This is a genomic window from Paenibacillus sp. HGF5 (assembly GCF_000204455.1).
GTDB lineage: Bacteria > Bacillota > Bacilli > Paenibacillales > Paenibacillaceae > Paenibacillus_AQ > Paenibacillus_AQ lautus_A.
In genome coordinates this window covers 25,044-38,933 of sequence record NZ_AEXS01000017.1, presented here as the reverse complement: position 1 = coordinate 38,933, position 13,890 = coordinate 25,044, and the positions used below count along the sequence as shown (strand labels likewise).

At 52.2% G+C, this 13,890-nt stretch carries 14 protein-coding genes; 10 read left to right on the top strand and 4 right to left on the bottom strand.

Going from position 1 to position 13,890, the window contains the following annotated elements; genetic code table 11:
* Positions 1-17: 17 nt before the first annotated feature.
* The gene (locus HMPREF9412_RS02035; RefSeq protein WP_009589662.1) at positions 18-410 is read right to left on the bottom strand and encodes a hypothetical protein; all 393 of its coding nucleotides are present in this window, start codon (positions 408-410) and stop codon (positions 18-20) included.
* Between the two features lie 190 nt (positions 411-600).
* Here HMPREF9412_RS02035 and HMPREF9412_RS02030 point away from each other — a divergent pair, with 190 nt between their 5' ends.
* Complete coding sequence (locus tag HMPREF9412_RS02030) at positions 601-1,119, top strand: shikimate kinase (RefSeq protein WP_009589620.1); 519 nt, start codon at positions 601-603, stop codon at positions 1,117-1,119.
* Positions 1,120-1,265: 146 nt separating this feature from the next.
* Here HMPREF9412_RS02030 and HMPREF9412_RS02025 read toward each other — a convergent pair whose 3' ends face one another.
* Positions 1,266-1,574 carry a rhodanese-like domain-containing protein gene (locus tag HMPREF9412_RS02025; protein ID WP_175320732.1) on the bottom strand — a complete coding sequence of 103 codons (309 nt, stop codon included), beginning with the start codon at positions 1,572-1,574 and terminating at the stop codon, positions 1,266-1,268.
* 165 nt (positions 1,575-1,739) lie between these two features.
* On the opposite strand from HMPREF9412_RS02025, the gene aroA reads away from it, so the two are divergent.
* The 4 genes from aroA (at position 1,740) to ptsP (ending at position 7,340) form a co-directional block, all read left to right on the top strand.
* Positions 1,740-3,032 (top strand): 3-phosphoshikimate 1-carboxyvinyltransferase, encoded by a 1,293-nt coding sequence (aroA, locus tag HMPREF9412_RS02020; protein WP_009589640.1) that lies wholly within the window; start codon positions 1,740-1,742, stop codon positions 3,030-3,032.
* A gap of 52 nt (positions 3,033-3,084) precedes the next feature.
* Positions 3,085-3,507, top strand: coding sequence for a CoA-binding protein (locus HMPREF9412_RS02015; protein WP_009589621.1), 423 nt, complete (start codon positions 3,085-3,087; stop codon positions 3,505-3,507).
* 189 nt (positions 3,508-3,696) lie between these two features.
* A complete protein-coding gene (locus HMPREF9412_RS02010; protein WP_009589653.1) occupies positions 3,697-5,580 on the top strand; it encodes a glucose PTS transporter subunit IIA in 1,884 nt (627 codons plus the stop codon).
* The gene (gene ptsP, locus HMPREF9412_RS02005; RefSeq protein WP_009589643.1) at positions 5,577-7,340 is read left to right on the top strand and encodes a phosphoenolpyruvate--protein phosphotransferase; all 1,764 of its coding nucleotides are present in this window, start codon (positions 5,577-5,579) and stop codon (positions 7,338-7,340) included. The genes HMPREF9412_RS02010 and ptsP overlap by 4 nt, the downstream gene beginning before the upstream one ends.
* A 146-nt stretch (positions 7,341-7,486) precedes the next feature.
* Here the strand turns inward: ptsP and HMPREF9412_RS02000 are convergent, their stop codons facing one another.
* Positions 7,487-8,017: a type 1 glutamine amidotransferase domain-containing protein gene (locus HMPREF9412_RS02000; RefSeq protein WP_009589666.1), complete on the bottom strand. Its 531-nt coding sequence runs from the start codon at positions 8,015-8,017 to the stop codon at positions 7,487-7,489.
* Positions 8,018-8,322: 305 nt separating this feature from the next.
* Between HMPREF9412_RS02000 and HMPREF9412_RS01995 the strand changes: the two genes are divergently transcribed.
* The 4 genes from HMPREF9412_RS01995 (at position 8,323) to HMPREF9412_RS01980 (ending at position 11,112) form a co-directional block, all read left to right on the top strand.
* The gene (locus HMPREF9412_RS01995; RefSeq protein ID WP_254663983.1) at positions 8,323-8,745 is read left to right on the top strand and encodes a hypothetical protein; all 423 of its coding nucleotides are present in this window, start codon (positions 8,323-8,325) and stop codon (positions 8,743-8,745) included.
* 95 nt (positions 8,746-8,840) lie between these two features.
* Positions 8,841-9,188 carry a bacillithiol system redox-active protein YtxJ gene (ytxJ, locus tag HMPREF9412_RS01990; RefSeq protein ID WP_009589575.1) on the top strand — a complete coding sequence of 116 codons (348 nt, stop codon included), beginning with the start codon at positions 8,841-8,843 and terminating at the stop codon, positions 9,186-9,188.
* A gap of 93 nt (positions 9,189-9,281) precedes the next feature.
* Positions 9,282-10,292, top strand: coding sequence for a catabolite control protein A (gene ccpA, locus HMPREF9412_RS01985; RefSeq protein WP_015734310.1), 1,011 nt, complete (start codon positions 9,282-9,284; stop codon positions 10,290-10,292).
* A gap of 118 nt (positions 10,293-10,410) precedes the next feature.
* Positions 10,411-11,112: a 5'-methylthioadenosine/adenosylhomocysteine nucleosidase gene (locus tag HMPREF9412_RS01980; protein WP_009589684.1), complete on the top strand. Its 702-nt coding sequence runs from the start codon at positions 10,411-10,413 to the stop codon at positions 11,110-11,112.
* A 104-nt stretch (positions 11,113-11,216) separates the two neighbouring features.
* Here HMPREF9412_RS01980 and HMPREF9412_RS01975 read toward each other — a convergent pair whose 3' ends face one another.
* Complete coding sequence (locus tag HMPREF9412_RS01975) at positions 11,217-11,849, bottom strand: GNAT family N-acetyltransferase (RefSeq protein WP_009589652.1); 633 nt, start codon at positions 11,847-11,849, stop codon at positions 11,217-11,219.
* A gap of 285 nt (positions 11,850-12,134) precedes the next feature.
* Here HMPREF9412_RS01975 and acsA point away from each other — a divergent pair, with 285 nt between their 5' ends.
* On the top strand, positions 12,135-13,859 hold the full coding sequence (gene acsA, locus HMPREF9412_RS01970) for an acetate--CoA ligase (RefSeq protein ID WP_009589594.1): 1,725 nt from the start codon (positions 12,135-12,137) through the stop codon (positions 13,857-13,859).
* Positions 13,860-13,890 lie beyond the last annotated feature (31 nt).

The following is a 13,890-nucleotide window of genomic DNA, read 5'->3' as shown; positions in this document are numbered from 1 at the left end:
GACGCTTCCCGGATGGACTAATTCTGCTCTCTTGCAGCAGGATGGATACCGTCCTCAGGGATCGAGGGCATCGATTCAAACGTGCGGGCTTGAGCAGGGGAGATAGCCTCCGCCAGCTCGGGAAGCCCGTGCATGGCTTCTAAGAGACAGGTGCGGATGTCGCCGTTCTTTGTGTGAAAGTGGTTTCCGCTTCCGAGCAAGAGCAGCGCGGCTTCGCAATAACTGTTGAAATTTTGCAGCAACCGTGGCTTTGAAAGATCTTGCAGCGCAGGATCCTTCAGAGCCACTTTTTTTTGGACAAAATGAAGCACCCACATCACGTCCTCGCGGCATAACGGGTAAGATGGATCGAGCATCCGGCGGATCCGCTTGGCCGAGGAAGAGAGTCCGGTTGGATGAAATGGCACCATGGGTTCATTCCTTTCTTCTAATCTTGCATTCTTGTAACAGTGTATGATGCTTGGGAACAAGATAGACTCCATAAATAGGGGCTTGGCTTGAGGCATTTGGATTACAATTTAGAGAGTCGGGTCCATTGTCGAAAGATTTGGGGCTGTGGTATGATATGAACAACCTTTACAGTGAAGCAGCGAATGGGGTGTGAAATTGGATAAGCTGGGTAGAAACATCATTCTGATCGGGATGATGGGTACGGGCAAGTCAACCGTGGGGCGTCTCGTGGCGGACTCGCTCGGCTACAACTTGATAGATCTGGATTCGGAAATTGAGAGAATGGAAGGCAGAACGATTTCCGAGATGTTTGAAAAGGATGGAGAGCCGTATTTCCGCGAGGCTGAATCCGCTGCATTGCGCAGCGTTTTGCTCCGGGATGGAATCGTCCTGGCATCCGGCGGCGGAGCTGTCCTTCGTTCCGATAATTGCGACGTAATGAAACGCGGCGGCTGGGTCGTTGCCCTCACAGCGGATGCAGCCAGCATCGTGGAACGCGTACGGGGCGATGCCAACCGGCCGCTGCTTGCGGGCGATGTCGAAGAGAGGGTTCGGCGCATCCTCGATGAGCGAAAGGACAAATACCGGTTTGCGGACGTGATGGTGGATACGGTTGGCCGATCCGCGGATGAAGTGGCGGCTGACATTTTAACGCATTACCGCGGCTAAGATGATAAGCGAACCCGGCTTGGCATGGAGATAGATGAGACCTGAGGGTTTGATCAAGGGAGCTTGTGAGCGGGATCAACTCAAGCACAAGCACAAGCAAAAAAAGGCGGGGATCACCTTCATCCCGCACCTTCTTTACGGCTTGCCTATACTTCATCGTCATGCCACTGCAGCATGCCGCCCTTCATGTTGATCACGTTGTTCAAGCCCTGGTGATTGAGAAATTCGCATACGTGTTGACTGCGTCCGCCGCTGCGGCAGATAAAGACAACCTCTTGGTCGCGCGGAATTTCGTCCAGGCGGTTCGGAATCTCGCCCATCGGGATATGCTTGGCACCGCTGATCATCCCGGCGGCAACCTCTTCATCTTCGCGGACATCAATCATGTACACCTGTTCGCCGTTTTGAAGCCGGCTTCTAAGCTCCGAAGTTTCCATCTGAGGGATCGGTTTCATCATATAGACCTCTTTTCTTATCATAAATGAGTAAGATCGCAAACGATCTGATTTTCCGGTTCACATGAACTATGATAACCAAGCGGTTCTTTCCCTGTCAATTTATCCTAGGGAGATTGTATTGCTGGTAATCGCAACACTATATACAAGGGAGAGATACATACGATGGATGTTATCGTCAGGCCTACGCCTATTTTAAAAGGGGAGATCGGAGCGCTGTCCTCCAAGAACTATACCACCCGTTACCTGCTTGTGGCTGCCCTAGCGGAAGGAACGAGCACGATTTATTACCCTGCCCACAGCGAGGATAGCGACGCGATGAGACGCTGTATCCGGGATCTCGGAGCCGTGATCGAGGAGGACGAGGAAAAAGCCGTGATTACGGGCTTTGGCAAATCGCCAAGGGATGTGAAGGAGCTGAATGTCGGCAACGCCGGTGCCGTTCTCCGCTTCTTGATGGGCGTAACGGCATTGTCTAAAGAGGTTACCTTCGTCAATGCGTACCCGGAATCACTGGGCAAGCGTCCGCATGACGATCTCATCGAGGCCCTTGGCCAACTGGGTGTGGAAGTGGAGCATAACGAAGGCAGGCTGCCCATCACGATTCGCGGCGGCCAGCCGAAGGGCGGCAAGCTCACCGTTTCAGGCGAAGTAAGCTCGCAGTATTTAAGCGCCCTGTTGTTCTTGACCCCATTGCTTGCCGAAGACAGCGAAATCACCGTTACCGGAGATCTGAAATCCAAGGTCGTGATCGGTCAGACCCTGGAAGTGCTGGAGCAGGCCGGCATTACGATTCACGCAGCGGACGACTATACGTTCTTCCGGGTTCCCGGGGGGCAATCCTACGAAGCCAAGACCTATACGGTTCAAGGCGATTATCCGGGCTCTGCTGCCGTGCTGGCGGCTGCCGCGGTTACGCAGTCCGATGTGACGATCCGCAATCTGTCGGAGGACAGCAAGCAGGGCGAGCGCGCCATTATCGACGTTCTGCGAATGATGGAGGTTCCGCTCACGCATGAGAACGGAAATGTCCATGTGCAGGGCAACCGCACGCTGAAGGCGCTGGAATTCGACGGAGATGCGGCGACGGACGCGGTGCTCGCGATGGTGGCGGCAGCCGTGTTTGCCGAAGGGACCTCCCGGTTCTACAACGTGGAGAATCTCCGTTATAAGGAATGCGATCGGATTACGGATTATTTGACCGAACTGCGTAAAGCAGGGGCCAACGTGGAGGAGCGCCAGGCCGAGATTATCGTTCACGGCCGTCCGGACGGCGTCGAGGGCGGGGTTGAGATCAATGCCCATTACGATCACCGGGTGATCATGGCCCTCACGGTGGTCGGGCTGCGCGCAGGACAGCCGATCCGGATCAAGGACGCCCACCATGTAGCCAAGTCGTACCCGCAATATTTTGATCACATGAAGGCGCTTGGCGCCGATGTAGAATGGGTAAAATAGAGGAATAGGCCAAGATTCTCATCGATAAGGAACGGAAAGGTGGTCATGAACCATGGCATTTGAAAATCCTACGCGCGAAGAAATCGCGGATATTTTACGTAATGCGGGCAATATTGCTGTCGTTGGCCTGTCCGATCGGCCGGACCGCACATCCCATATGGTTTCTGCCGCGATGCAGCAACGCGGATACCGGATTATCCCGGTAAACCCTGGTGCAGCCGAAATCCTCGGCGAGAAAAGTTACCCTTCCCTGAAGGACATTCCCGAGCCGATCCATATCGTCAATGTGTTCCGGCGCAGCGAATACTGCGCCGATGTAGCACGGGAAGCCGCCGAGATCGGTGCGAAGGTGCTCTGGCTGCAGCAGGGAATTATCAGTGAGGAGGCGGCGGCCATCGCCGAAAGCAGCGGCATGATCGCGATTATGGACCGCTGCATCAAGGTCGAGGATTCCATCGCATTGGGCGGCCGTTAAACTTCAAAGCGCATATTGGAAGAATAGGCAAGTCTTGCGTAGAAAACAGCCGGTGGCAGACTGGACATGGTCCGGTTCTGTCGCCGTTCTGTTTGCAGGGCTTGCTTTTGCTGTGGGCATTTGCCCTTAATTCTTTTTGACAAAAACAGGCGCAGCGCTTACCATCAAGGATAGAAAGGAGGGCTCGCCTTGAATTGGTTGGGATCGTTGCAACAGCTGGGCAGAGCAGTCATGCTCCCTACAATGGCGCTTCCGGCGGCAGCTCTCCTGCTTAGCGTGGGGAGTTTGCCATGGTCGGCGTGGGGCTTCGGAACCTTGGGCGAAATCGCTCAGGCAGCGGGGCACGGGGTGTTTTATTACATGCCGTATTTATTTGCCATTGGCGTCGCATGGGGACTCTCGAATCAGGGAGGTCCCGCCGGGCTCGCCGCCCTGGCCGGCATGTTCATCTATGATCAGGTCATATCCCGTCTGGGAGACGGGAGCGTACAGCCCTCGACCTTGATCGGTATTATATTTGGGGTAATGTCCGGTTACGTGTATAACCGGTTCAAACATATTAAGCTTCCCGAAGCCATACAGTTTTTTGGAGGCTCCAGATTTGTACTGCTGTTCATGGGATTGTTCTCAACGATATTCGCTTGGATCATGCTGGGGACAGCACCCCTTGTGCAGCGCGGGTTAGATGCTTTTTATGATCTTACCGTACATATGGGAGCTTTCGGTTTGTTTCTATACGGAATTTTGTACCGCGTACTCACGGCCTTCGGTCTGCATCATTTGTTAAACAATGTGTATTGGTTTCAGCTGGGCTCCTACGAGACGGAGGATGGTACCGTCGTGCAGGGGGATCTGCCCCGGTTCTTCGCGGGGGATCCCACGGCTGGCGACTTCATGGCCGGTTTGTTCCCGATCATGATGTTTGCCCTGCCGGCGATCGCGTTTGCCATTATCCAGGAAGCACGTGAAGATCTGAAACCGAAAGTGAAAAAGACGTTTATGCGGTCCGCGCTTGTCTGTTTTTTGACCGGGGTTTCGGAGCAGATCGAGTTCGCGTTTTTATTTGCGTCTCCATATCTGTATGTGCTCCACGCCTTGATGGCCGGTTTCGCGATGGTCCTTACCTATGCATTTGACATCCATCACGGTTTTTCGTATTCGGCGGGATTCATCGATTACGTGCTCAACTTCCATTTATCGCAGAACGCCTGGATCATCATACCGATCGGGGCCGTGTATGGCATCGTCTACTACTTTCTGTTCCGCTGGGCGATACGCACCTTCGAAATCCCCACGCCGGGGCGCGAGGAGGGCTCGGCGCTGGAAGGCCGGGCAGGCGATATTCCCTATCAGGCGCCGCTCATTCTGGAGGCTCTTGGAGGCAAAGACAACATCGTTCAGGTGCAGTCCTGCATGACGCGTCTGCGATTGACCGTATACAATGATCGTCAGATTGATTCTGACGCACTGAAATTGCTCGGTTCAGCCGGCATTATCAAGCTGGGCGGAGGGAACGTGCAAGTGGTGTTCGGGACGTATTCCGAGCTCATCCGCGAAGAGATAAACAAGCTGATGCAGCAGGATTTGCCGCGCGTTCTGTTCAGCGCGCCCGTACAGGGACGCATGCTTCCGATTGACGAAGTGCCGGATGATATTTTTGCGGCGAAGCTGGTCGGCAACGGCGTCGCCTTCATACCGGAAAAAGGAGAGCTTGTATCACCGGTATACGGCACGGTCATGCACGTGTATCCGACGATGCATGCCATCGGGATTTCAACGCCGGAAGGGCTTGAGGTATTGATTCATATCGGGATCGACACTTCCCAGCTGAAAGGACCGTTTACGGCTGTGGTCAGCGAAGGGGATACCGTTGAACCGGGGCAACTGCTGGTCAAGTTCGATTTGGCGTATTTAAAGACACATGCCGCATCGCTGGCCACGCCAATGGTAATCACCAATCCCGATAAAGTAAGAGCCTGGAGCTATGCTCCGTTCAAGACCGTGAAAAGAGGACAGTCATCTGTCATGTCCGTCGTATTAAATGAGAGTAATGCTGGGGGTAGAGAATCATGATACAAGGCATTGGCGCAGCAACAGGCGTAGCTATCGGTAAGGCTTTCGTACTGCCGCATTGGGAGCTGGATCTTCCGGATTCCGAAATGGACGCTGTCGATTTAGCCAAAGAGTTCGAGCGCTTATATGAAGGCATACGAACCTCCAAGAATGAAATTGAATACATCAAGAACGAATTCAAGGAAATGGTGGGGCACGAGGAGTCGCAGATTTTTGACGCGCATCTGGCCATACTGGAGGATCCCGTGTTCATGAACGAAATTCAAGGGATCATCGAGCGCCAGTACAAGGCTGCCGAGGTGGCGGTAAAAGAGGCGATCGATCATTTCGTATCCATGTTCGATCTGCTGGACGATGAGTATATGAAGGAGCGGGCGCTTGATATTAAGGATGTCGGCAATCGGCTGCTGAAGCATCTTCTTGGTGCTCCCGAAGTGAAGCTCCCGGCCGATACGCAGCCTTATATTTTGGTTGCGAAGGAGCTCTCCCCGTCGCAGCTCGTTCATCTGAACCCTTCCCACGTTCTTGGTATCGTGACGATGACCGGCGGCAAGACCTCTCATTCGGCGATCATGGCCCGCGCGCTGGGCATACCGCTCGTATCGGGAATCGAGAACAAGCTGGATAAACCGATCCAGACCGGACAGCAGCTGGTGGTGGACGGAGATGAGGGGTTGCTCTATTTGGAGCCTGACACGCTCATCGTGGAGCGGTATGAAGGCATTCGGGACCAGCAGCGGAAAAAGAAAGAGCAGCTCCAGCTCCTGGCAGCCGTTGATGCGGTAACGAAGGACGGAACATACTTTAACCTGGCCGCGAACATGAACTCCGTTAAGGAAATGGAGATTGCGCTGAAGAACGGCGCGCAGGGAGTCGGATTGTTCCGAACGGAGTTTTTGTATATGGACCGGCACAACTTCCCGACGGAGGAAGAGCAGTTCGAAGTGTATAAACTGGTTGCGGAGAACGCAGGCAAGGCGTCCGTCGTGATTCGTACGCTGGATATTGGCGGCGATAAGCAGCTGGATTATTTCGCGCTTCCGGAAGAAGAAAACCCCTTCCTCGGGTACCGCGCCATCCGCATCAGCTTGGACCGAACCGAACCGTTCCAGACCCAGCTTACCGCGATTCTGAGAGCCAGCGCATACGGCAGCGTCAAAATCATGTATCCGATGATTTCATCGGTAGATGAAGTCAAGCAGGCCAATGCCGTGCTGCGGCGTGCCATGGCCGATTTGGACCGACGCGGCATCGCCTATGATCCGAACATCAAGGTCGGCATCATGATCGAGGTGCCTGCGGCGGTCACGATCTCGGATTTGCTGGCCGAAGAGGCCGATTTCTTCAGCATCGGGACCAATGACCTGGTTCAGTATGTTCTGGCCGTGGACCGGATGAACGAGCAGATCGCGCATATGTATCATCCGTTTCATCCTGCCATTTTGCGCATGCTCCGGACGACGGTGGAGGCTGCCCATGGGGCAGGGATTCCAGTCAGCGTGTGCGGAGAACTGGCCGGAGACGAAAGAGCGATTCCGCTTTGGCTTGAGCTCGGCGTTAAGGATTTGAGCATGTCTCCGCAATCCCTGCTCCGCGTGAAGCATCGCATTTTGAATACGAATGCGGCAGAAGCGAAAGGAGAGGCGGCGGCTTGCTTCAAGCTGCGTACCAGCTCCGCTGTCGAAGAACGTCTTAGCGCTTTTGCCGAACGGAGCAGTTATCTGAACGGAACCAACGGGACGGACAGCACGGCGTCTTAACCGGTAAGATAGGGATCATCGACTTTTTTCAGGCTTCTTTTTTAAAGGACAAGCTATATGAGCACAAAAAAACAGCCGCCTATCTCACCAGGAGCCCTGGTGACAAAGGCGGCTGTTTCTGTATATGGGGCAAGAAAAGGAACAACTTATTTGCCTTGCCGTGCCAGCGCATCGCAGAAGGCTTTGCCGTATGGCGGAAGATCCGGAGGCCGGCGTGCGGAAATGATATGTCCGTCGGTCACGACCGCCTCATCCTTCCAGATCGCACCGGCATTTTCCATATCGTCGCGGATTCCCGGCGTAGAAGTGACGGTAACTCCGTCCAGGATTTTGGCGGAGATCAGCACCCATCCTGCGTGGCAGATCTGACCGATCGGCTTCTGGTCCTCGTTCATTTCTTTAACCAGTTGAAGCACTTTATCATATCGGCGAAGCTTGTCCGGCGCCCAACCGCCCGGTACAAGTATTCCGTCATAATCCTTGCTGTTCAGCTCTTCAAACGAATACTCGGCCTGAGCCGGAACACCATATTTGCCGGTGTAAGTTTTACCCTTTTCCAGCCCGGCGAGATGGACTTCCGCCCCTTCCTCGCGGACCCGGTAAACGGGATACCATAGCTCCAAATCCTCGAATTCTTCATCTACAAGCGCTATAACCTTTTTTCCAGTCAATCGCATAATTGGCCTAGCTCCTTTCTCCGCAAAAATTTTGATATAACCGTAACGCTGCGCATTCGGTCCTTTAAGACTGTATTCATTGTAACAAATATGGAGAGGAGTTTCATGGAAGCGTCCGAAGAAGGAACATTTGACAACATTTCTGGTAAATAAAGCATCATCACAAATTTGCAGGATTCTCTGGTATGATAGTCGAATAGAACTAATTCAGGTGACAGATTTGTGACATGGGACTGTTGGTTTTAGATTACGTGATAGGATTTGGGGTGGGCATTTTGTTCAAAACCTGCAACTGCGGACAAAGTATGAAATTGGAATTAAGAAAGCTGATTCATGAAAGAAAAACTCGGATATGTGATGTTCCTGTTTATGCCTGTCAGGCCTGCAAGAAGTATGAGCTTCTGCCTCTTATTAAACCGGATTTGCTTCGCTATCTCGCATCGATTAACTATGAGACCGAGCGAATACGCGTTTCGTTCGCAGATGTCAATGAAGCCGCATATGTTCTTCGTGAAGTGTTCCGTACATACGATGATGATTCGTCGGCAGAATGGCAGGCGCGCTGCATGGAAGTGTTTGACGAGCGCATTAATATGCTGTTGGATCTATTCCGTTATGCCCAGAGCCTGGCCGACGGCGACTGGATGAGACAAATGGAGGGGCGTCTCGAGCAATTAAGCACCATAAAATCTCTCATTCCTGAAAATTCGAGCAATTATGCAAGATAATTTTCAGAAAATTTTCGTGGTTGTTGGATTTTTCACGCACTTTTTGTTAGGATAGAGGATAGGAACTTCAATACAATGAAGGGAATGTATATCCTATGGCGACGTTGACGAAAATGACTACTATAGAAGAGCTGCGCAGCACGCTGGAATCTTCCGATCGGAAGCACTTGCTTTTGTTCAAACATAGTACCAGATGCCCAATTAGTGCCGGAGCCTACAGGGAAGTGCAAGCTTACCTTGAGGACCAGCCGAACGAGGGGATCGACTATGTGTGGATCGATGTCATTGCGGACCGACCGGTGTCGAGTCAGGCTGCCGAAACTCTGAACATCCAACACGAATCGCCGCAAGTTATACTTGTAAAAGAAGGAGCGCCAGTCTGGCATACATCCCATTCCCATATTACGGCTGAAGCGCTGAAAGCTCAATTGGACGGCATATGATGCCGTGTCGTTGCACAAAGCAGTAATTTGTCGTATCATAAATTCAATTGGTATTGAACGAATGAAAATCTATTGGCAATGGAGAGAAGGAATTTGACGGTAACCATTTACGATGTTGCGCGCGAAGCAGGCGTTTCCATGGCGACGGTATCCCGGGTTGTAAACAATAACCCGAACGTTAAGCCTCAGACCCGGAAAAAAGTATACGAAGCGATTGAACGTTTAGGGTATCGTCCGAATGCGGTAGCCAGAGGCCTGGCCAGCAAGAAGACCACAACCGTCGGCGTTGTGATCCCTGACATTTCAAACTCGATCTTTGCGGAGATTGCCCGTGGTATTGAGGATATTGCTAACATGTATCACTATAATATAATTTTGTGTAATGCCGACAAACGTAAGGAAAAGGAAATCCGCGTAATCAACACCTTGCTCGAGAAGCAAGTGGACGGGCTGTTGTTTATGGGTGGAACGGTGACGGACGAGCATATCCAGGCGTTCCAGACATCGGCTGTGCCGATTGTTCTCTGTGCGACCAGTGATGAGAGAGGTTCTTATCCTTCGGTCGACATCGATCATGAACAGGCTGCGTTTGATGCGGTCAACACGCTGATTCGGCACGGACACCGCGAGATCGCTATGATCAGCGGCACGCTGCAGGATCCGGCAAACGGCTATGCTCGTTTCCAAGGCTACAAAAAAGCGCTGGAAGCAGCAGGCATCGAGTATCAAGAGGATTTGGTGCGGATCGGTAACTATCGTTATGAGTCCGGCGTGGAAGCGATGAAGTACTTCCTGGGCCTCAAGAAGAAACCAACCGCTATATTTGCCGCTACCGACGAGATGGCGATTGGCGCTATTCATAGCATTCAGGATGAAGGCTATAAAGTGCCGGATGACTTCTCGATCATCAGCGTAGACAATATCCGGATGGCTTCGATGGTTCGTCCACAGCTGACAACGGTGGCCCAACCAATGTATGATCTGGGAGCCGTAGCGATGCGTTTGCTTACCAAGCTGATGAAAAAGGAAAATGTGGAGAATCCTCGCGTGATTCTGCCGCATGAAACGATTCTTCGCCTCTCGGTCAGCCATGTGAACGAATAGGCTGCGTGAAACCAAACGTTTAGATGAACAAGATGGATTCGAGAAAAGCTCCTGGTTTTAAGGGGCTTTTTTCTGGTGGGATTTTTTATGCGCTCTTATAATCAGGAGGGATATCGACATGACAACACAGGTGATCGGCCTTATCGGGGCTATGGACGAAGAAGTGGAGCTGCTGCTCGGTCAACTGGAGAATAAAGAAACAACCGTTAGGGCAGGTGTTACCTATGCATCGGGAACGATCCATGGCAAGCAGGTCGTCGTATGCAAGAGCGGGGTGGGCAAGGTCAATGCAGCGGTCACCACGCAGATCTTGATCGACTTCTTCGGCGTTTCCAAAATATTGTTTACCGGCGTAGCGGGCGCGCTGCATCCGGAGCTCAACATCGGCGATATCGTGATCTCCTCTTCATGCATGCAGCATGATATGGACGTGACGCCGTTAGGCTTTGCGCGCGGGGTCATCCCGTATCAGGAGCTGTCCGATTTTCCCGCAGACGCCTCTTTGATCCAGCTGGCGGAGGAGGCCTGCAAAGAGCAGGCAGTGAATCATTACATCGTAGGGAAGGTTCTGTCCGGAGACCAGTTCATTGCCAGCCGCGATACGGTGCAGACGCTCTACGAGGAATTGAACGGGGCCTGCGCGGAAATGGAAGGCTCTGCCGTTGCCCAAGTGTGTTACATGAACCGCGTGCCTTATGTGGTGATCCGGTCCATGTCGGATAAGGCCGACGGTTCTGCGCATGTCAACTTCCCCGAGTTTACAGTAAAGGCTTCCAAGCGTTCTCATGAAATCGTGAACTATATGCTGGGCAAACTCTAGCAGCAAATGATAGGAAGCGCTCGTTATGCTTAATCCGGCATGAGCGAAAGATACACAAACTCCCCTGAGCAATCCCAGGGGAGTTTGTTTTATTGAGAATCGAATTAATACATAAACCGCTGTCTGAAACGGATCCGGTCGAATTGTTCTTGCGATGAAAGCGGCACATGCCGTCCGATTCTGACCATGAGGCAGTTGGCGGGATGGGAGCAGATTTCCGGATCGTCGGTTGCGTACCATTCCATATCCACGACTTTCATTAAGCGCTCCATCATTTTGCGGTAATCCCACACGTTAAGGCCGCTGCCTTTTAGGTCCCAATGCCAGTAGTATTCGGTCGTAAACACGATGTAGCGTTCCATCTGGCCTTCCTCGAATGCGGTTTTGATCATCCGCTGCCCAAGGCCTAAGGAACGGTAATCTTTCGCTACCTCGATGGCACCTAGCTCGATCAAATCTTCCATATTGCCCTCAGACCAGCGCTCCTGCTCATCCGGGTGATGAAACGTTACGTATCCTACGATCATATCTCGGTCTCTCGTGATGATGATTCTGCCTTCGGGCAGGCCTGCAATTTCCACCAATGCCTCATGCTGCTCCGCAGGACGACGAAAAGCCTTGAGATCAGGGTGCATGGTCAGTTCGGATAGCTGCTCGGGAGGTACAGGTCCTTCGATGATCAGGCGGCGGTCTTCAGGGAACAAAACATGAGACTGGTATACCTTGCAGTGTTCCATCCGTTACGCTCCTTTCAATTCCATACCCTACTTATAGCAAAAAATAAAAAAATGAAAAGCAATGACAGGCAAACAAAAGCTATGATATAATCTTTTCGACATAAAACCTTCACAATTGTATCGTACTTAACGATATGTTTCCTTGCGAATTCCAAGGGTTAATGACTCGATGACTGTGACAACGTGATAACCCGCCGCAATGTGTAAAATGTATGTTTCATTCAATCATTTTGTAAGCGCTGTCCACTATGAGGAGACCGATTTGAGAATGAGGAGGATGTTATCATGAATCAAACGCATAGCGAAATATTGCCAAGTGAAGTATCACATTCCAATATGAAGAGTTACGAGCAAGCACGCTCCGAGTTTTCATGGGACGAAATCGAGAGACATTTTACTTGGTATGAGACGGGTAAAGTAAACATGGCGTACGAGGCAATCGACCGTCATGTAGCGGAGGGACGAGGAGACAAGGTAGCACTCTTGTACAGTGACGCCGCCCGCGAGGAGACTCTTACTTTTGCGCAATTGAAAGAGAAATCCGACAAGTTCGGCAATGTGCTGCGCAAATATGGCGTGGGCAAAGGCGATCGGGTATTTATCTTTATGCCGCGCGGCCCTGAGCTCTATGCCGGTTTGCTTGGTATTTTGAAGGTTGGTGCCGTGGTAGGCCCATTGTTCGAGGCGTTCATGGAGACGGCGGTAAAGGATCGCTTGGAGGATAGCGGAGCGGTTGCGCTGATTACGACGCCTGCGCTGTTGTCGCGCGTGAAACGGGATGAGCTCCCCGAACTGAAGCATATCTTTGTCGTTGGCGAAGTGGAAGAAGAGGATCCGCGTCTAGTAAACTATCATAAGGAAGTTGAAGCCGCATCCAGCGAGCTGGAGATTGAATGGCTCGAGCGGGAAGACGGATTGATCATGCACTATACATCAGGCTCAACCGGGAAACCGAAGGGCGTGTATCACGTTCAGAACGCTATGGTGCAGCATTATTATACAGGCAAGGTTGTCTTGGATTTAAGGGAAGACGATATATATTGGTGTACGGCGGACCCGGGTTGGGTAACCGGTACGTCATACGGTATTTTTGCGCCATGGTTGAACGGTGTGACCAATGTCATTCGCGGAGGCCGCTTTAGCCCGCAGGACTGGTACAGCACATTGGTAAACAACAAAGTAACGGTATGGTACAGCGCGCCGACTGCCTTCCGGATGTTGATGGGGGCAGGTTCCGATCTTATCGACCAATATGATTTGAGCCATGTACGGCATGTACTGTCCGTTGGCGAGCCGCTCAACCCCGAGGTGGTGCGTTGGGGACACAAGGCTTACAAGCAGCGTATCCATGATACATGGTGGATGACGGAGACCGGGGGGCAGCTGATCTGTAACTATCCGGGGATGGCGATCAAGCCGGGATCCATGGGGCGTCCGCTGCCGGGCATTACGGCGGCGATCCTGGACGATCACGGGAAAGAAGTTGCGCCATATACGATGGGGAACCTGGCCATCAAGACACCTTGGCCGTCCATGATGAGAACCATCTGGAATAACGAGGCGAAGTATCAAGAATATTTCCGTATTCCGGGCTGGTACATTTCCGGGGACTCGGCCTATATGGACGAGGATGGATACTTCTGGTTCCAGGGCAGAATCGACGATGTGATCAATTCGTCCGGGGAGCGAATCGGCCCATTCGAGGTGGAGAGCAAGCTTGTTGAGCATCCGGCCGTAGCCGAAGCCGGCGTTATCGGTAAGCCTGATGTAACACGAGGCGAGATCATTAAGGCCTTTATCTCCCTGCGTGAGGGCTATACGCCTTCTCAGGAGCTCAAGGATGAAATCTATCGTTTCGTGAAGGAAGGTCTTTCCGCCCATGCCGCCCCGCGTGAAATCGAGTTTAAGGATAAACTTCCGAAGACGCGCTCCGGTAAGATCATGCGGCGCGTATTGAAAGCCTGGGAACTGGATCTGCCGACTGGCGATCTGTCCACGATCGAGGATTAATAAGCAGATCATAACAGAGCTGGCAATGAAG